Consider the following 16,808-nt stretch of genomic DNA (forward strand, 5'->3'; position numbering starts at 1 on the left):
GGACCGGAATGATGCCGGGCCAGGGCACCCACGGCAATGGACTGCTGGAGCGCCGCCTGCAGGAGCTGGCAGAAGAGCGTCGCCGCCTGGCGATGATCATCGACGGTACCGCCGCGGGAACCTGGGAATGGAACGTGCAGACCGGCGAGATGCGGGTCAACGCGCGCTGGGCTGAGATCGTCGGTTACCGCCTGGAAGAGCTGCAACCCATCTGCCAGAAGACGTTCCTGAAGCTGGTCCATCCCGATGACATCGCGCTGTCCGATGCGGCGCTGGATGAGCATTTCGAAGGCCGCAGCGACAACTACGCCTGCCTGCTGCGCATGCGCCACAAGAACGGGCAGTGGATCTGGATCCAGGACCGCGGGCGGGTCTTCGAATGGGATGGGCAGGGCAAGCCGTTGTGGATGGCCGGCGCGCATGCTGACGTCACCGAGCTGCAGCAGGCGAGGCAGGACGCGGCCGAGACCCGGCAACGCCTGCAGGCCGTGGTCGATGCGTCCGATGAGGTAGCGGTGATCGCCACCGATACCGATGGCACCATCACCCTGTTCAACACGGGTGCGGAGCGCCTGCTGGGCTACAGCGCAGCGGAGGTGGTCGGCCAGCGCCGGCTCGATGCGTTCCACGATCCGGAGGAACTGAAAGCCTGGCTGGAGCCGCTGGCCGATGCCGAGGGCAACCTTCCCGACGTGTTCGAAGCGCTCAGTGCTCGCGCTGACGGGCAGACCTACTCGCGGCAGTGGACGTTGCTGCGCAAGGAGGGCCTGCCACGCCAGGTGCGCCTGTCGATCAGCCGCATGGAAGGTGCCGAAGGCGCACGCATCGGCTACGTCGGCATGGCCATCGACATCACCGAGATCCTGCAGGCACGGGCTGAGGCGCGGCTGTCGGCGGAGAAGTTCGCCGGTGCATTCACGTCGGCGGCGTTGGGCATGGCGCTGGTGTCGCTGGAGGGGCGTTGGCTGGACGTCAATGATGCGCTGTGCCGGATCCTGGGTTACCCGCGCGAAGAGCTGCTGCAGGTCGACTTCCAGCGCCTGACCCATCCCGATGACCTGCAGACCGACCTGGCCCTGGTGCAGGACCTGCTGGCCGGACGGCGCAGCCATTACCACCTTGAAAAGCGCTATCTCGACCGCGACGGCCGCATCATCTGGGCGCGGCTGTCAGTGTCGCTGGTGCGCAGCGAGCATGGCCAGCCACTGCATTTCGTGTCGCAGATCCAGGACATCACCGCCCAGCGCAGCAGTGAGCAACGCCTGTTCGAGAGCGAACAGCGCAGCCGCATCACCCTGGATGCGGTGGCCGACCTGGTGCTCAGCGTCAACCTTGACGGCCGCATCGACTATGCCAACGCGGCCGCGGTACGCACCCTGGCCGGTGATGGCGCGCTGTCGCTGGCCGGGCACAGGGTGCAGGACGTGCTGGCGCTGACCACCGAGTACGCGCCCGGCTCGGTGCTGGATGTGCAGGTACTCCTGGACCCGGAAAGCAACGCGGTGGACCTGCATGCCGACCTGCTGCTGCGCCTGGGCACGGCAACGGTGCCGGTGGACCTGACGCGGGCCTGGCTGCGCGATGACGAAGGCCATGTGCGCGGCGCGGTGTGGGTGCTGCGCGACGACACCCAGCAGCGGGCGCGGCAGCGCGAAGCCCGCCACCTGGCCGAGATCGATCCACTCACCGAACTGAGCAACCGCCGCGGTTTCGAGGTGCACCTGCAGCAGGCGATCACCCGCGTCGAGCGCACCGGGCAGGCCGCCTCGCTGATGTACATCGATCTGGACCGCTTCAAGCCGGTCAACGACACCTGGGGCCACCTGGCCGGCGATGCCGTGCTGTGGGCGGTGGCCAGTGTGCTGCGACATGGTGTGCGTGATTCGGACGTGGTGGCGCGGCTGGGCGGCGACGAGTTCGCGGTGATCCTGTCCGGGTGTACGCCGCGTCGTGCCGCACGGATCGGCGGTGAGCTCCTGCAGACCCTGTCAGCGCTGTCCATTCCATGGGATCAGCACCGGCTGCGGGTCGGTGCCAGCATCGGCATCGCGCCCCTGGCGGGGGGCATGAGCGTGGACCAGGCAGTGGCCGCTGCCGATGCACAGTGCTACCGGGCCAAGGCGCTGGGGCGCAACAACGTGCAGGTGCAGGGCGAGCTGTCGGGGCTTCCAGGCGACGATGCCGATGCCGCCCAGGACTGATCTCAGCCTGTGAGAGGACGCGCGCGAATACTGCGCGCATCTCCACTCAAGCAGGTGAACCCATGAATGCCTGGAACCCGGTTGCGGTGCGCAAGTTCATTCCGGCCCTGATCGGCTGGTGCCTGGCGCTGGCCACCTGCCTGCGCGCCGAACAGCTGCGCGGCGACCCGTACGCGCAGGCGTTGTTGCCCGTGCTGCAGCAAGGCGCGGTCGCGCTGCTGGTCCTGAGCCTGGCGTGCACGGTTGCAGCCTGCCTGTTGCTGTGGCGGCACGGCCGCAGCGTCGGCGGGCGTCTCGCTTCCGGCACTACACCCGTGCGGCGTCCATCAGCAGGACCCGGCACGGTGCGCGCTGGAACGCGTTGATCTGAGGCACCAGACGCTGGAAGTGCTCGCTGGCGCAATGGATATCCAGTGCGTCGCGGTCCGGCCATTGCTCGATGAAGACGAAATGCCCGGGGTCCTTCTGGTCGACGAACAGTTCATAGCCGAGGCAGAGCGGCTCGCGCTGCGTGCATGCGACCAGCTCGCGGTACAGGGGAAGCACGGTATCCACGGCATCGGGATGGATGAAATCCTCGGCGATCACTTTCAGCATGTCGGCACCTGCAGACGGGCCTTGCAGGATAGTGCCAGCGCATGGCCGGCACCTATCCTGGTCAACGCAATACTGCGTCAGTACTGACCAGCTGCACGTCGTGCATCTGATTGAGGTAGGCCTCGTAGTAGCCCTTGTGCGAGGCACCGACGATGGCCAGCATTCGGCTGCCAGGGTGCAGGCCCAGCACGTCGCGGATGTTGGCGACCATGCGCAGGTTGCGGGTTTCCCAGTAACCGACATACATCCGGCCGAACGCCTTGGAGGACGGCTCGACGAGCGTCGCGCCGAAGTCGCTCTGGTACGCGGCCATCGCTGCCGCCGGGCTGTTGTAGTCCCTATACAGCGCGATGACGCCGCCAGGCTTGTCCAGGTTGGCCACGAGGCGTGCATCTGCCTCCCGTCGCGCGCGCGAGTGCGTATTGTTCCAGGCACCGGTGATGGTCGCGCTGGCCGCCGCTTCATCCTCGGCGGGCGTGGGGGAATCGGCCGTATGGTCGTCCACGGCCCACAGCCGTTCATGCCCGAGGCGGGCGGCGACTTCGGCGGCGATCAGGTTGGTTTCATTGCGGCGAACCAGGCCTTTATCGAGGATCTCGACCAGGGCGGGGGTCAATCCATCACCGGCTTTGCGCTCGGACGCAGGCAGGCGCAGCCACTGCACCTGCGCCGAGCCGCGTTCGCCCGCTGCCAGGAACAATGCAGCGAGTCGACGACGCTGGGCGGGCGCCGGCTCGTCCGGCCATGTCGCAAGCAGGCGCTCGGCCTGGGCGTTCGCTGAAGGCACGTCCAGGCCGGTGGCAGCCTGCGCAGCGGTGGTGTCGAAGCAGTAGGTGGCCACGCTCTCGGCATAGCGTGCCGGGTAGCGACGCATGAAATCACACTGCAGGCCTGACAGGTCTTCGGTGGCGATCAGCTCGGGCTTCCAGGTGACCAGTCGCTGCAGCAACGGTTCAAGCAAGGCGGGCTGGAAGGACTTGGGCAGGCCGGACAGGTGGGCGGTGCCCAGTACCAGTACCTCGTTCGGTCGCCCTGCAGGCGGCCCCTTCAGCTGGTCCGGCTGGAAGGCGGGCCGATAGGTGGCATCGGCAGCGAGGGCGCCGGTACTGCACAGGCCCAGGATCAAGAGGCTGGCCAAGCGTGGGAACATGCGATCTCCGTGTCAGTGAGCGTCCTGCGGTTCGCTGCATGCTGGCCATTTTCACCTGCCATGGAATCGCCCGTTGGTCATGCAAACCTTTTGGGCTTGAACTGCATCGGCGTGCCGGGCAAGGCTATGCCCAGTGACGGCGGCAACGCGCGATATGTTCCGTGACGACACCCCGTGCCCCGCCGAGCGTGAGCAGAATGTGAAGTACATCGCGATTGTCTAGCGCGCCCCTGCAGCCGCATCTGAAGTTGCGACGGACGTCGCGTAATCCGGCTAAAGCCACCGATCCCCTCGCCGATACTCCCTCTGGATCCCGCTCCAGTCACCCGCCGCAGGACCCCAGGCCGTCCCCGATGGGCGGCCCGCGCTGTGTGTTCCGCCGCTCCCAGATGCCGATCGCACCCGCAGCAGACGTTCGTGGCAGTCGCTCGAGAGGTGCCGGTTGGCACCTGTAGTCCCTGGCACCTGAAGTTGCCGCCGGGCATCCCGCCCGTCGGGTCGCAACCGCTTACCGGACACCGAGGATCAGACAATGCTCATTCCAGGCTTCACGGCGGGCGCGCAGGCGCCGGCCGAGCTGCATACCCGTTGGTCGCCGTGGCGTGCCCTGCTGGGCGCGCTGGCTCCCCAGCACCGCACCGGCGCCGAGGCCGTGTCCGATGGCCGTGCCGAGCTGGAAGCCCAGGTCGCGGCGCTTCACCGGGTCCAGGCGGTCATCGAGTTCGCCCTCGATGGCACCATCCTGCAGGCCAATGACAACTTCCTGCAGGCGATGGGCTACCGGCTGGAGGAGATCCAGGGAAAGCATCATTCCCTGTTCGTCGATCCCGAGCAGGCGCGCAGCGCCGAGTACCGCGAGTTCTGGGCGCGGCTGGGGCGTGGCGAATATGACGCTGGCCAGTACCGGCGCTTCGGCAAGGGCCAGCGCGAGATCTGGATCCAGGCCTCGTACAACCCGGTGCTGGACCGGCAGGGGCGGCCTTACAAGGTGGTCAAGTTCGCCACCGACATCACTGCGCAGAAGCTGCAGGCAGCCGACTCGGCCGGGCAGCTGGCGGCGATCGACAAGTCGCAGGCGGTGATCGAGTTCGGCATGGACGGCCGCATCCTTTCGGCCAACGACAACTTCCTGGCCGCCACCGGCTACAGCCTGGACGACGTGCGTGGCCAGCACCACTCGCTGTTCGTCGAGCCCGAGTATCGTGGCAGTGCCGAGTATCGCCAGTTCTGGGAGAAGCTCGGCCGTGGCGAATACGATGCCGGCCAGTACCGGCGCCTCGGCAAGGGCGGGCGCGAGGTCTGGATCCAGGCGTCCTACAACCCGATCCTGGATCTCAACGGAAAGCCGTTCAAGGTGGTCAAGTACGCCACCGACATCACCGCGCAGGTGCATGAGAACCAGGCCATGCAACGTGCCGTGGCGCAGACCCGTGAAGTGGTGGCGGCCGCGAAGGAGGGCGACCTGACCCGGCGCGTGGCCACTGCCGACAAGAACGGGCCGATCGCCGAGCTGTGCGAGGGCGTGAATTCGTTGGTGGAGGCGATGGCCGCGATCATCGCCCAGATCAAGTTCGCCGCCGACACCATCGTCGTCGGTGCCACCGAGATTGCGCAGGGCAACAGCGATCTGTCGCAGCGCACCGAGCAGCAGGCCGCGTCGCTGGAGGAGACCGCGGTGTCGATGAAGGGCCTGGCCGAGACCGTGCAGCGCACCGCGACCAACGCACGGCAGGCCAGTCAGCTGGCCGGTGGTGCTGCTGATGTCGCTGCCCGCGGTGGCAACGTGGTGCACGAAGTGGTCGAGACCATGGCCGTGATCAACGCGTCCTCGCGGCGCATCGTCGACATCATCGGCGTGATCGACGGCATTGCTTTCCAGACCAACATCCTTGCGTTGAACGCGGCGGTGGAAGCAGCGCGTGCCGGCGAACACGGGCGTGGCTTCGCCGTGGTCGCCACCGAGATCCGCGAACTGTCGCAGCGCTCGGCCAGTGCCGCGAAGGAGATCAAGCAGCTGATCGATGCGTCGGTGGCCAATGTCGGCGCCGGTACCGCGCAGGTTGAGAGCGCCGGACGCACCATGGACGAGATCGTGGTCAATGTGCGCCGTGTCAGTGATCTGATGTCCGAGATCAGCACTGCCGCGCAGCAGCAGAGCGACGACATCCAGCAGATGAACCATGCCGTCGATCTGATCGACCAGGGCACCCAGCAGAACGCCGCGCTGGTCGAGGAAGCCTCGGCCGCAGCGCGCAGCATGGAAGAGCAGTCGGCGCAGCTGCTGCAGACGGTGGCCAGCTTCCGGGTGCAGGGCGGGGCCGGGCACCTGCACGGTGGGGCGGTGCTGCGCGCGGTCTAGGCGCGCCGATTGGCGTGTTGTTCCCCGGCCTTGTGGGGCGGCCTGCTCATGCGCAGCCTGCCAGGCTACGCCGATGCTGATGGTCACATGGGCCTCAGCGGCGGGCAGCGCGGCGGCTTCCACGGCGGCGCGCAGGCGCTCGCAGGGCGGCGATGAATTCCTCGCCGCCGTCGCGGGCCAGCAGGTCATCACCGCGTTGCGGGCAGCCGTCGAGGATCGCGGCAACCGCCTGCAGGTTGTTGGCGTCCCAGCGCCCGGCGCTGATCGGATGCGTCAGGCAGATGGCGGGCGATCTGCAGCGCCATCGCCCGTTCGGAAACGTCGCCCCAGCTGGTGTGCTCGATCACGCCTGGCAGCGAGAAGTAGTGGGACCGGGCGACGGCGTCGGACGCCCGCAGGAGCGGCAGCCGCGCGGGCAGGGCATGCTGGGCATGCTTGCCAGTGTCGGGCGCTCGGACCCGGGAAATGCAAAAGGCCAGGTCATGGACCTGGCCTTTGATGCAGTGGTGCCGGTGAAAGGACTCGAACCTTCATGGGGTCACCCCCGGCTGATTTTGAGTCAGCTGCGTATACCATTCCGCCACACCGGCAGGCAGCGTGCGAGTGTAACCGAGGTCGGCAGGCGATGCATAGTAGGAGGGCCTATGAGGGCGGTTCCTGTCGGCATTGGCCCCTTGATAGCTATACTCCCAGCGTGCAATTGCCTCCAGGAGCGGTAGCCGATGACAGTGTTGCAGGACCTGAGGGTGCTGGTGGTCGAGAACGACGAAATGAGTGCGGCCCTGCTGCAGATGCAGCTGGTGCATGCCGGAGCGGTCGTGGTTGGCCTCGCAGCGAGTGTGTCCGAGGCCCTGCGGCTGCTGGAGCAGAGCACTCCTGATGTGGCCCTGCTGGATTACCGCCTGGCCCGCAACGAGACCAGTGAACCGGTGGCTGCAGCGCTTTCGGCACGTGGCATTCCGTTCGTGCTGGCCACCGGAATGCTGGCCGAGCAGCTGCCAGCACCGATGTTGGCCGGCCTGTTGCTGGTCAAGCCCTACCTGTCGGCCGATCTGTCACGCGCGCTGGCGCGTGCGGTGGGCCGCTCCGGCGTCAAGGCCTGAGCAGTCCGCCGCGCGCTGGCAGGGGTCTGCTGCCGAGGCCTGAATACTCAGGCCTGCGATGTGTGGCGGCAACCCCTGATCCAGGAACCCCGCCCAGGCGGGGTTTTTCAATTGCGTCCGGCGCTCAGACCGCTTCCTCGTACACGTAACGGATCTCCTCGCGGTCGTCGAGGATGCGGTACTGGCGCGCCAGGTCATCCGGTTCGGGGTTGAGCCAGGCGTCGAGGTGTTCCTTGCGGATCGGTACCACGCCGCGGTCATGCCCGGCAGCGGCGACGTCGCTGGGCGGTGCGTCGGTGATCGTGGCAAACGACAGCAGGCGGCCTTCCGGTCCTTCCCATTCTGCCCAGAGGCAGGCCAGCAGCAGGTCGCGGGGCGGATCGGGACGGAATTCGAGTACCACGTCCTGTTCCTTTTCGTCGGCGCCGAGGGTGCGGCCGGCGATGGCGTGGCGGGGCACGTGCTCGTAGAACGCCTGTACCACCACCACGCCATGGCGCAGTCCGAACGCACCCCGCCAGTAACCTTCCAGGCTGTCGCGCCGCGCATTGTAGGTGCCGGGGTAAAGCACGTCGTTGCGCGCCGGCTTGTCCGGCAGCCGGCACTGGTAGCGCATCGGCTTGATCACGCGCTGGCCGTTCTCGCTGACCATCACCGGTGCGTAGGTGCCGGGGAAAATGCGGTTGTCACGCGGCAGCAGCTGCACCCGATGCAGGTCTTCCAGCCGGGCCTGTGCGCGCTCGATGCGGTTGCCGGCCACGCGCAGGTCGTTGCGCGCCTTCTGCGTGGGCCGGGTGGCCAGCGTGGCATGGGCAATATCGCGTCGTTCGCGTTGCCGGGCCAGTTCGGCCTCCAGTGCCTGTTGCTCCTGCGCATGCCATTGCTGGATCTTCGCCACGATGTCCCGCCCCTGTTCGGTACGCGCACCGGCGAATCCGTCATCCATCGCCTTCGGGGTCTTCGGCCGCTTCTTGCCCGGATCGTGTGCGTACAGCTCGGCGAAGTCCTCCAGCGACAGGATGGCGCCGAACTCGCGTACCAGCTTGGCGTAGTCAGCGCGGATCAGGGCGGAATAGCACATGGGACTCTTTGGGCCTGGGTCGCAGCGGCTGCGACGTGGATGCGGCAGGATAGCCCGACCCATCCGGAGATGCCGCATGAATGGTTCCATCACCTGCCAGTTCCGCGAAGCCGTACCCACGGTCGAGGACTACTGCCAGTTGCGCGTGCTCGCAGGCCTCAGCGCCAAGTCCCGCGAAGCAGCCGCCCGCGCGCTGCCCAATACGTTGTTCGGCGTGTGCGCTTACCAGGGTGCAGAACTTGTGGCGATGGGCCGTATCGTCGGCGATGGCGGCTGCCACCTGCAGGTCTGTGATATCGCGGTGCTGCCGCGTTTGCAGGGGCAGGGCCTGGGCAAGGAAGTGATGCGGCGGCTGGACGGCTGGATGCAGGCCAACCTGCCGCCGTCGGCGTACGTCAGCCTGCTGGCCGATGGCGAGGCGCATCGGCTGTATGCACAGTTTGGTTTCGCACCGACTGCACCGGCATCGATCGGGATGTATCGGCGGTTCTGAGCCGTGGGCGGGGTGAAGCCATCTACGCGCAGGGCGGTTTGATGGCAGATCGCGGGCAAAGAAAAACCCCGGCCGAAGCCGGGGTTTTCAAGAATTGGCGTCCCCACGGGGATTCGAACCCCGGTCGCCACCGTGAAAGGGTGATGTCCTAGGCCTCTAGACGATGGGGACGCACGAAAACTTCAAGTTGTAGATCCTTCGACGGCCTAATGTCGAAGTGGTGGAGCCAAGCGGGATCGAACCGCTGACCTCCTGCATGCCATGCAGGCGCTCTCCCAGCTGAGCTATGGCCCCATGAAACTCTGGATATCTGCCAGGAGCAGAGTCCGTTTTGAAACTGGCGTCCCCACGGGGATTCGAACCCCGGTCGCCACCGTGAAAGGGTGATGTCCTAGGCCTCTAGACGATGGGGACGCACGAAAAACTTCAAGTTGTAGAACTTTCGACGGCCTAATGTCGAAAGTGGTGGAGCCAAGCGGGATCGAACCGCTGACCTCCTGCATGCCATGCAGGCGCTCTCCCAGCTGAGCTATGGCCCCGTGTTACCGAGCCGCCTATCATACCTGCGTGTTCACGTTTGTGGAAGCTTTTTTCGAACTTTTTTCGTCCCGGTTCAACCTTCGCCACCAAGGGCAGGGGAACCGCAACGCCACAACCTGAATGCCGGTAGGCGGTGAACAAAAAAGACCCGGTTATCGGCCGGGTCCTCGTTGTTCGTGATGAGTGGCGTCCCCACGGGGATTCGAACCCCGGTCGCCACCGTGAAAGGGTGATGTCCTAGGCCTCTAGACGATGGGGACGCAATTCTCATCAATGTTCTTTAGCGACCTTTCGACGGCCTAATGCCGAAAGATTGGTGGAGCCAAGCGGGATCGAACCGCTGACCTCCTGCATGCCATGCAGGCGCTCTCCCAGCTGAGCTATGGCCCCACGTCGCTGAGGAGCGAAATAATAGCCTTGCCCCAGAGGGTTGGCAAGCATTTGTTGCACTTTTCTTCACGTGCGTTGCGAGGGGGGGCGACGATCGCACGTACTCAGTCGGCGCCGTCGGTCAGCGCCGCCAGGATCGGGCACTGATCCAGGGTGCCGTGGCCGGGGCAGGCGTCGACCAGCTGCGAGAGCGCGCTGTGCATGCGTTGCAGTTCAGCCATGCGCTGCGCGATGTCCTGTAGGCGGGCCTGTGCCGCGTCGCGCACGCTGCCCATGTCCTGCGGGTGGCGATCACTGAGTGCCAGCAGTTCGGCGATTTGTTCCAGGCTGAAGCCCAGTGTCTTGGCGCGGCGGATGAAGCGCAGCCGGCGCAGGTCCTGCTCACCGAAGATGCGGTAGCCCCCGGCCGAGCGTGCCGCGGTGGGCAGCAACTGCTGGCGCTCGTAGTAGCGCACGGTATCGATCGGTACGCCGGCCTGGCGCGCCAGTTGACCAATGTTCATGGCGGATTCCTGCGGATGCTGCCGGTCATTCTGAAGCCTTGAGTGCGGTCCAGGGTCAAGCTCCCGCCGCTGACGGCGCATTCAGCGCACTTTGCAACTTTCTTCATAGCCCCGCCGTCGTGGCAGTTCCTACCCTGCGCCTGAACCGGCCGCTGGATGGCCCGCAACGAACCGAGGAGATGCTCTGTGGAAGGATTCAGGAACGAAGGATTCGTAGAGGTCGCGGTGGTCGAGTACCCGGGAGGCGACCCGTCGGCCGCCTCTGTGCTGACCGAAATGGCACATGTCGCCAACCGGCTTGCCCAGCAGCAGCGTCGCCCGTTCAAGCGTGTCCTGGTAACCCGCTGGGTCGTGCCAGCCAGCCAGACCGGCGTGCATCGCATTGCCGGCGCGGAGATGCTCGAGGCGGACATTCCCGCCGTGATCGCCGTGCCTGGCCAGATCAGTCAAGGCGTCTGCCTGCGCGCCGATGAGGTCCTGCTGGATTGGCTGCGCGCGCATTACGATGGCGGCAGTCTGCTGGCAGCTGCCAGCGATGGTGTCAGCATGCTGGCACGCGCGGGTCTGCTTGCCGGGCGCACCGTCAGTGGGCCGGACCTCGGGCGCCATCCGGGCCTGCAGGGGCAGTCGGCCAGCTGGGTGCCCAGTGAGCGCGCGCTGGTCGACGACGGTGATCTGCTGACAGTGGCCGGTTCCCAAGCCTGGCGCTTCCTCGCCCTGCGGCTGCTGTACCGGCTGCACGGCCAGGGCGTAGCGAGTTCCGTGGCGCAGCAGTTGGGGATCACGGTGCCCGCGGCGATCCAGCAGGATCTGGAGCGTTTCAGTGCCAACTTCGCCCACGGCGATCGCGACGTACTGAAGGCGCAACGCTGGCTGCATACCACCGCTGCGCGTGGGGCCACGCTCGGAGCGATCTGCGAGGTTTCCGGACTGGAGCCACGGACTCTGCAGCGGCGCTTCCTGAAGGCCACCGGCCTGCGTCCGATCGAGTATTGCCAGCGGTTGCGTATCGCCAAGGCACAGACATTGCTGCAGCAGGGGGCGGGTATCGATGAAGTGGCCTGGGGGGTGGGCTATGCAGACCAGAGCGCATTCCGCCGCCTGTTCCTGCGCATTGTTGGAATGACGCCGGCCAACTATCGGCGGCAGGTCAACAACAAACGGCGCGAACGGCCGCTGTTGTCGTCGGTGGCGGGCAGCCTGCGCGGGCTGCAACCGGCGCCTGGCATGCAGATGCCGCGCAGCGCGGCCTGAAGCCTGCGGTGGGCGTCGTACTTGCAACCTGGGCGCGACGCTTTGACCATGCAGGCAACGAGATGATGGGACGGGTGGGTTGATGTCGAGTGTTGGACCGGTGCCGATGCCGGTGGTGCTGATCCTGATGTGCGTGCTGCTGGCCATGGCGGTGGCCCACCTGTGGCCGCGGCCGAAGGACGGGATGGCAGTGCCTTCCGGGGCCAGCCTGGTCCTGGACATGTTGCTGATCGGCCTGCTGTGTGGACGCATCAGCTTCGTGGCCTTGAACTTCGCGCTCTACCGTGAGGCCCCCTGGAGCATCCTGCAGATCGCCGACGGTGGGTATCACCTTGCAGTCGTGCTGGTTGCGGGCCTGGCGTGGGGCACCTGGCGGCTGCGGTTGTGGCGCGCGTTACGTGCGCCGGTGTTGGCGGGGGCGCTGGTGGGTGTGGGGCTGTGGGCGGCGGGCAGCCACCTGCTGGCAACATGGCAGGAGCAGCGGATGCCGCTGCCGGCGGTACAGGTGGCGGATCTGCAGGGGCGCAGGATCGATCTGCAGCAGTTCCGTGGCAAACCGATGGTGCTGAATCTCTGGGCCAGCTGGTGTGGTCCCTGCCGTCGCGAGATGCCGGTACTGGCATCCGCACAGCAGACCCACACTGACGTGCAGTTCGTGTTCCTCAACCAGGGGGAAACCCTGGACGAAGTGAAGGGTTTCATCGCATCCGAACAGCTCTGGCTGGGCAACGTATTGCTGGACGATACCGCGTCGGCGTCAACCGTGCTGGGTGTACAGGCCTATCCGTCGACGCTGTTCTTCGACGCCGAAGGCCGCCTGCGTGAACTGCACCTTGGCGAACTGACGGCGGCGGGTCTTGAACACAAACTGCGCCGGCTGCGGTAGCCTGCGCGGGCATCTCACTACGGAGTTCCCATGTTGTCGACTTCCCTGCGCATCGCTCCGGCGGTGCTGTTGCTGCCGGTCATGCTGGCATTGGCCGCCTGCAGCCAGGCCCAGACCCCGCCGGGCAAGGCGGCCGCGCCGGCAGCGAGCGCTCAGGCCCCAGCGGCCAAGGCCGAGCGCCCCGCAGTGCTGAAAGGCATCGAGAAGCACGGTTTTGAAGTCGTTGCCGAGTTCGATGCACCGGGTGGCCTGCGTGGATTCGCTGGTGTGGTGGGCGGGCAGCAGCCGGCCGCAGCCTATGTCACCACCGACGGCAAGCATGTGCTGGTAGGCAGTCTGTTCGATGCCGAGGGCAACGACGTGGCCGCCGAGGCGGTGGAGAAGCTGGTCGCAGCACCGATGTCGGCCAAGATGTGGACCAAGCTGGAGGCCAGTGCCTGGGTGCGTGACGGCAAGGCCGATGCGCCGCGCGTGGTCTATACCTTCAGTGATGCCAACTGCCCGTACTGCCACAAGTTCTGGGAAGCGGCGCGTCCGTGGGTCGACGCCGGCAAGGTGCAGTTGCGCCACATCATGGTCGGCGTGATTCGCGAGGACAGCCCGGCCAAGGCTGCGGCCATCCTGTCTGCGCGTGACCCGAGTGCGGCCTTGCTGGAGAACGAACACCAGTTCGACCGTGGTGGCATCAAGGCCCTGCCGAGCATCAGCCGCGAGATCGCCGCCAAGCTCGACGCCAACCAGGTGCTGATGATTGAAATGGGCTTCCAGGGCACGCCGGGCATCCTGTTCCAGGATGCACAGGGCCAGGTGCAGCGTCGCGCCGGCCTGCCACAGGGCGCTGACCTGCAGACGGTGCTGGGCCCGCGCTGATCGGCACCCATGTCGTGATGCGACACCACAGGCCCGCATGGCAGCATGCGGGCCTGTTGCGTTTCGTCACTTGTGCGGGTGATGCAGGCTGCGCACCACCTGTTCGTCGTCACGTCTGAATCGTGACTGACATCAAGCATCGCGCCTTGATTCCAATCAAGGCCAAAAACGACAGGCGGACTAGCCTGTGACGCATGGAATACAGCGTCAACGCGCCAGGGATGCCGCGCCTGACACGCCCTGAACCGGGGCAGTCGGCACAGCCATTCACGACGTTCTCACTCCCTGGTTGTTACCCAGACTGCTGCGGTCGCCACCTCTCCGGCAGTGCGGCCCTGATGGCGTCGATATCGGTACGGGCGGGGCAGTGTCATCGTCCTGTTGCCTGCCACGCGCAGGCTGGCCGGTGTCGTCGACGCAGTACCCGCATTTCCAGCAACGGCAACGCAACGTCGGAGCTGCGCCTGCGCGCGCGCCGTCAGTGCGCTGCGAATGTTCGTCCAGGGAGGATGCAATGCGCTTTGCGGTACTGAGTCTGGCCTGCCTGACCGCGCTGGCGGTCACGCCAGCATATGCGCAGCAGAATGGCCAGGAGGATGCGCACGCATTGCGCCAGGAAATCGCTGCCATGCGGCAGGCACTGGAGGGCATGCAGAAGCGCCTGGATCAGCTCGAACAACGCGAGGGCGCTGTCGCGGCCGCTGCGCAGGTAGCGGCGCCGGTGACACCACCTGGCAGCAGCGCCAACCTGCTGCATCCCACCCAGGTGCCGGGTGTGGCGCAACCGGTGCTGCCGCAGCGCGAATCGGTGGCCGATCCCTCAACGGCGGCCTCGCGTCCCGACAGCGCTGCTGGGCCGACCGACCCGGATCTGAAGGGCTTCTTTGCCATTCCAGGTACTGACACGGTGATCCGCATTGGCGGCTATGCCAAGCTCGATGCGATTGCCGATTCGCGCGCGGCCGGTGACGAGGATCAGTTCATCCCTTCGTCGATGCCGGTGGGCGGCAGCCATCGCGATGTTTCCAATTTCAACATCCACGCCAAGCAGACCCGCTTCAGCTTCGAGGCGCGGCGCCCGACCACGCACGGCAACCTGCGCTTCTACCTGGAGAACGACTTCTTCGGCAGCAGCGACGGCTACGCGTTCCGCCTGCGTCATGCCTATGGCCAGCTCGGCAATACCTATGCCGGTTATGGCTATTCCAGCTTCATGGACCCGGACAGCCTGCCCGACACGCTGGATTTCGCCGGGCCCGGCGGCGCGGGCTATCTGCTGGTGGCCGGCATCCACCACAGCTTCGCGATGGGCAAGGGCAACACCCTGACGCTGGCCGCCGAAGACCCCAAGACCGAACTGGCCGGTGCCAGTGATGAACGGGCCGCAGTGAACCGGCTGCCGGATGTGACCGTGACCGCACGCATGGAGCGTGACTGGGGCCATCTTCAGCTGGGCGCGGTGGCGCGCAGCCTGGCCTATGACGGCGAGGGCGAGCGCGACCGGCGCATGGCCGGCGGCCTGCAGTTCAGTGGCTCGGCATCGGTAGGCGAGCGCGATCTGTTGCTGTTCGGCGCGCTCGGCGGGCGCGGCCTCAGCCGCTACACCGCGGACCTGACCGGCTCCGGGCTGGACGCGGTGGTCGGTGCCGATGGCCATCTCGACGCGCTGGACCTGCACGGCGGCTTCGTCGGCTACACGCATTACTGGTCCGAGCTGTGGCGTTCGAACCTGATCTTCGGCCAGCTGACCCTGGAGCGGAACGCGGCACTCGCTGCTGACGCCTTCCGGCAGAGCCGATACGGCGTGTTCAACCTGATCTGGAGCCCGGCGCCGTCGTGGACGATGGGCATGGAGCTGCTGTACGGCCGCCTAGAACAGCAGGGCGGTGCGCGCGGCGACACGGTCCGGGTGCAGGGCAGCCTGCAATACAACTTCATCAAGTAAGCGCCAGCGGCGTTACGCCAGCGCAACCGTCCCCACGCCCGGCCGCACCGGGTTCATGCCAGTACAGGAGATTGTCATGGCAGAAGCAAAGAAAATCGGGGTGGTCGGAGCCACCTTCCTTGTCGCCGGCAACATGATGGGCTCAGGCGTGTTCCTGTTGCCGTCCAGCCTGGCCAAGATCGGTACCGCATCGATCTGGGGCTGGCTGATCACCACGGCCGGTGCGCTGTTGCTGGCCTTCGTATTCGCCAAGCTGGGCAAGCTGGCGCCGAAGGCGGGCGGTCCGTATGCCTATGCGCGTGACTGGTTCGGGCCTTACATGGGCTTCCAGACCAATACCATCTACTGGTTCGCCAACTGGATCGGCAACGTTGCCATCCCGATCGCCGCGGTGGGCTACTTCAGCTACTTCTTCCCGATCCTGTCCGAGCCGCTGGTGCGCTGCATCGCGGTGCTGATCCTGGTGTGGGCGCTGAGCTTTGCCAACGTGATCGGCCCGGCCTTCGTCAGCCGTGTGCAGACGGTCACCACCAGTTTCGCGCTGGTGCCGATCCTGGGCATCGCCATTTTCGGCTGGTTCTTCTTCGATGCCGACATTTTCAAGGGCGCCTACAACGTGTCCGGTGAGTCCAACTTCGGTGCGATCTCCAGTGCCGCGGCACTGACCCTGTGGGCCTTCATCGGTGTCGAATCGGCTTCGGTCACGGCTGGCGTGGTCGAGAACCCGGAGAAGAACGTGGCCCGTGCCACCCTGGCCGGTGTGTTCCTGGCTGCCATCGCCTACATCGCCAGTTCCTCAGTGATCATGGGCATGGTGCCCAATGGCGAGCTGCAGACCTCCGACGCGCCGTTCGCGCTGGCGGCGGCCAAGGCGGTCGGCGGCTGGGGCGGCGCGCTGGTCAGCCTGTGCGCCTTCATCGGCGCTGCCGGTTCGCTGGGCGGCTGGATCCTGCTGACCGCGCAGAGTGCCAAGGCGGCCTCGGATGATGGCCTGTTCCCGAGCATCTTCAGCAAGACCAACAAGGACGACGTGCCGGTCAAGGGCGTGCTGATCGTGGCGGTGCTGATGACCCTGGCGGTGCTGGTGACGTCCACCTCGGAAACCGCGTCGGCCCAGTTCGACGTGATCACGTCGGCGGCCGTGGTGCTGACCCTGCTGCCCTACATCTACTCGTGCGTGGCCTGCTACTTCGTGGTCGAGCGTTCGCACACCCTGGTCCATACCGGTGCGTTCTGGACCCTCACCAGCCTGACCGTCGTGTACTGCCTGTGGGCGATCTACGGCTCGTCGGGAACCATCGTGCAGTACGCCTTCCTGTTCGTGCTGTTCATCACCGTGTTCTATCCATTCTTCAGCGAGGAGCGCCGCCAGCAGCGGCAGCGCGCCCGCGAGGCATCGGCCATCAGCGCCGGCGCCCAGCGTTCCTGAGTTCGAC

General features: G+C 66.2%; 14 protein-coding genes, 7 tRNA genes and 1 pseudogene. 10 read left to right on the forward strand and 12 right to left on the reverse strand.

What is annotated here, in order from left to right:
* The first annotated feature begins 11 nt into the window (after positions 1 to 11).
* Both AC5P74_RS05990 and AC5P74_RS05995 read left to right on the forward strand, forming a co-directional pair.
* Complete coding sequence (locus AC5P74_RS05990) at positions 12 to 2,201, forward strand: PAS domain S-box protein (RefSeq protein WP_069138245.1); 2,190 nt, start codon at positions 12 to 14, stop codon at positions 2,199 to 2,201.
* Between the two features lie 62 nt (positions 2,202 to 2,263).
* Positions 2,264 to 2,566 carry a hypothetical protein gene (locus AC5P74_RS05995; protein WP_346607846.1) on the forward strand — a complete coding sequence of 101 codons (303 nt, stop codon included), beginning with the start codon at positions 2,264 to 2,266 and terminating at the stop codon, positions 2,564 to 2,566.
* On the opposite strand, the gene AC5P74_RS06000 is transcribed toward AC5P74_RS05995, so the two are convergent.
* On the reverse strand, positions 2,508 to 2,798 hold the full coding sequence (locus AC5P74_RS06000) for a putative quinol monooxygenase (protein WP_065185761.1): 291 nt from the start codon (positions 2,796 to 2,798) through the stop codon (positions 2,508 to 2,510). The genes AC5P74_RS05995 and AC5P74_RS06000 overlap by 59 nt on opposite strands.
* A 61-nt stretch (positions 2,799 to 2,859) precedes the next feature.
* A complete protein-coding gene (locus AC5P74_RS06005; protein WP_346607847.1) occupies positions 2,860 to 3,948 on the reverse strand; it encodes a DUF5694 domain-containing protein in 1,089 nt (362 codons plus the stop codon).
* A gap of 532 nt (positions 3,949 to 4,480) precedes the next feature.
* On the opposite strand from AC5P74_RS06005, the gene AC5P74_RS06010 reads away from it, so the two are divergent.
* The gene (locus tag AC5P74_RS06010) at positions 4,481 to 6,307 is read left to right on the forward strand and encodes a methyl-accepting chemotaxis protein (RefSeq protein ID WP_053500692.1); all 1,827 of its coding nucleotides are present in this window, start codon (positions 4,481 to 4,483) and stop codon (positions 6,305 to 6,307) included.
* Here the strand turns inward: AC5P74_RS06010 and AC5P74_RS06015 are convergent.
* Together AC5P74_RS06015 and AC5P74_RS06020 are read right to left on the reverse strand one after the other, a co-directional pair.
* Positions 6,290 to 6,542, reverse strand: a pseudogene (locus tag AC5P74_RS06015) (nucleotidyl cyclase domain-containing protein); the annotation flags it as partial. The gene AC5P74_RS06010 and the pseudogene AC5P74_RS06015 sit on opposite strands and share 18 nt — an antisense overlap.
* A gap of 269 nt (positions 6,543 to 6,811) precedes the next feature.
* Positions 6,812 to 6,897: transfer RNA gene (locus AC5P74_RS06020), tRNA-Leu, on the reverse strand.
* 132 nt (positions 6,898 to 7,029) lie between these two features.
* Here AC5P74_RS06020 and AC5P74_RS06025 point away from each other — a divergent pair.
* Positions 7,030 to 7,410, forward strand: coding sequence for a response regulator (locus AC5P74_RS06025; protein WP_053500690.1), 381 nt, complete (start codon positions 7,030 to 7,032; stop codon positions 7,408 to 7,410).
* Between the two features lie 124 nt (positions 7,411 to 7,534).
* Here AC5P74_RS06025 and AC5P74_RS06030 read toward each other — a convergent pair whose 3' ends face one another.
* Positions 7,535 to 8,491, reverse strand: a complete 957-nt coding sequence (locus tag AC5P74_RS06030) for an SOS response-associated peptidase family protein (RefSeq protein ID WP_053500688.1) — start codon at positions 8,489 to 8,491, stop codon at positions 7,535 to 7,537.
* 76 nt (positions 8,492 to 8,567) lie between these two features.
* Between AC5P74_RS06030 and AC5P74_RS06035 the strand changes: the two genes are divergently transcribed.
* Positions 8,568 to 8,984 carry a GNAT family N-acetyltransferase gene (locus AC5P74_RS06035; protein WP_053500686.1) on the forward strand — a complete coding sequence of 139 codons (417 nt, stop codon included), beginning with the start codon at positions 8,568 to 8,570 and terminating at the stop codon, positions 8,982 to 8,984.
* Positions 8,985 to 9,079: 95 nt separating this feature from the next.
* Here AC5P74_RS06035 and AC5P74_RS06040 read toward each other — a convergent pair.
* From AC5P74_RS06040 to AC5P74_RS06070, 7 genes are all read right to left on the reverse strand, one after another.
* Positions 9,080 to 9,155, reverse strand: a tRNA-Glu gene (locus AC5P74_RS06040).
* Positions 9,156 to 9,202: 47 nt separating this feature from the next.
* A tRNA-Ala gene (locus AC5P74_RS06045) sits at positions 9,203 to 9,278 on the reverse strand.
* 44 nt (positions 9,279 to 9,322) lie between these two features.
* Positions 9,323 to 9,398: transfer RNA gene (locus AC5P74_RS06050), tRNA-Glu, on the reverse strand.
* Between the two features lie 49 nt (positions 9,399 to 9,447).
* Positions 9,448 to 9,523 (reverse strand) — tRNA-Ala (locus AC5P74_RS06055).
* A 185-nt stretch (positions 9,524 to 9,708) separates the two neighbouring features.
* Positions 9,709 to 9,784 (reverse strand) — tRNA-Glu (locus AC5P74_RS06060).
* Positions 9,785 to 9,838: 54 nt separating this feature from the next.
* A tRNA-Ala gene (locus tag AC5P74_RS06065) sits at positions 9,839 to 9,914 on the reverse strand.
* Between the two features lie 104 nt (positions 9,915 to 10,018).
* Positions 10,019 to 10,417, reverse strand: a complete 399-nt coding sequence (locus tag AC5P74_RS06070) for a heavy metal-responsive transcriptional regulator (protein WP_049415383.1) — start codon at positions 10,415 to 10,417, stop codon at positions 10,019 to 10,021.
* Between the two features lie 186 nt (positions 10,418 to 10,603).
* On the opposite strand from AC5P74_RS06070, the gene AC5P74_RS06075 reads away from it, so the two are divergent.
* The 5 genes from AC5P74_RS06075 (at position 10,604) to adiC (ending at position 16,801) form a co-directional block, all read left to right on the forward strand.
* Positions 10,604 to 11,671: a GlxA family transcriptional regulator gene (locus tag AC5P74_RS06075; RefSeq protein WP_005417111.1), complete on the forward strand. Its 1,068-nt coding sequence runs from the start codon at positions 10,604 to 10,606 to the stop codon at positions 11,669 to 11,671.
* A gap of 82 nt (positions 11,672 to 11,753) precedes the next feature.
* Positions 11,754 to 12,557, forward strand: a complete 804-nt coding sequence (locus tag AC5P74_RS06080; RefSeq protein ID WP_206620951.1) for a redoxin family protein — start codon at positions 11,754 to 11,756, stop codon at positions 12,555 to 12,557.
* 30 nt (positions 12,558 to 12,587) lie between these two features.
* Complete coding sequence (gene dsbG / locus AC5P74_RS06085; protein WP_206620952.1) at positions 12,588 to 13,427, forward strand: thiol:disulfide interchange protein DsbG; 840 nt, start codon at positions 12,588 to 12,590, stop codon at positions 13,425 to 13,427.
* Between the two features lie 514 nt (positions 13,428 to 13,941).
* Positions 13,942 to 15,372, forward strand: coding sequence for a DcaP family trimeric outer membrane transporter (locus AC5P74_RS06090; RefSeq protein ID WP_053499659.1), 1,431 nt, complete (start codon positions 13,942 to 13,944; stop codon positions 15,370 to 15,372).
* A 76-nt stretch (positions 15,373 to 15,448) separates the two neighbouring features.
* Complete coding sequence (gene adiC, locus AC5P74_RS06095) at positions 15,449 to 16,801, forward strand: arginine/agmatine antiporter (protein ID WP_005410068.1); 1,353 nt, start codon at positions 15,449 to 15,451, stop codon at positions 16,799 to 16,801.
* Positions 16,802 to 16,808 lie beyond the last annotated feature (7 nt).

The organism is Stenotrophomonas sp. YJH_SMC_94-11, from assembly GCF_059370435.1.

Excerpts from the sequence above, each read along its gene's own strand:
- AC5P74_RS05990 (WP_069138245.1), top strand. The coding sequence starts at position 12 with ATGCCGGGCCAGGGCACCCACGGCAATGGACTGCTGGAGCGCCGCCTG.
- AC5P74_RS05995 (WP_346607846.1), top strand. The coding sequence starts at position 2,264 with ATGAATGCCTGGAACCCGGTTGCGGTGCGCAAGTTCATTCCGGCCCTG.
- AC5P74_RS06000 (WP_065185761.1), bottom strand. The coding sequence starts at position 2,798 with ATGCTGAAAGTGATCGCCGAGGATTTCATCCATCCCGATGCCGTGGAT.
- AC5P74_RS06005 (WP_346607847.1), bottom strand. The coding sequence starts at position 3,948 with ATGTTCCCACGCTTGGCCAGCCTCTTGATCCTGGGCCTGTGCAGTACC.
- AC5P74_RS06010 (WP_053500692.1), top strand. The coding sequence starts at position 4,481 with ATGCTCATTCCAGGCTTCACGGCGGGCGCGCAGGCGCCGGCCGAGCTG.
- AC5P74_RS06025 (WP_053500690.1), top strand. The coding sequence starts at position 7,030 with ATGACAGTGTTGCAGGACCTGAGGGTGCTGGTGGTCGAGAACGACGAA.
- AC5P74_RS06030 (WP_053500688.1), bottom strand. The coding sequence starts at position 8,491 with ATGTGCTATTCCGCCCTGATCCGCGCTGACTACGCCAAGCTGGTACGC.
- AC5P74_RS06035 (WP_053500686.1), top strand. The coding sequence starts at position 8,568 with ATGAATGGTTCCATCACCTGCCAGTTCCGCGAAGCCGTACCCACGGTC.
- AC5P74_RS06070 (WP_049415383.1), bottom strand. The coding sequence starts at position 10,417 with ATGAACATTGGTCAACTGGCGCGCCAGGCCGGCGTACCGATCGATACC.
- AC5P74_RS06080 (WP_206620951.1), top strand. The coding sequence starts at position 11,754 with ATGTCGAGTGTTGGACCGGTGCCGATGCCGGTGGTGCTGATCCTGATG.
- dsbG (WP_206620952.1), top strand. The coding sequence starts at position 12,588 with ATGTTGTCGACTTCCCTGCGCATCGCTCCGGCGGTGCTGTTGCTGCCG.
- AC5P74_RS06090 (WP_053499659.1), top strand. The coding sequence starts at position 13,942 with ATGCGCTTTGCGGTACTGAGTCTGGCCTGCCTGACCGCGCTGGCGGTC.
- adiC (WP_005410068.1), top strand. The coding sequence starts at position 15,449 with ATGGCAGAAGCAAAGAAAATCGGGGTGGTCGGAGCCACCTTCCTTGTC.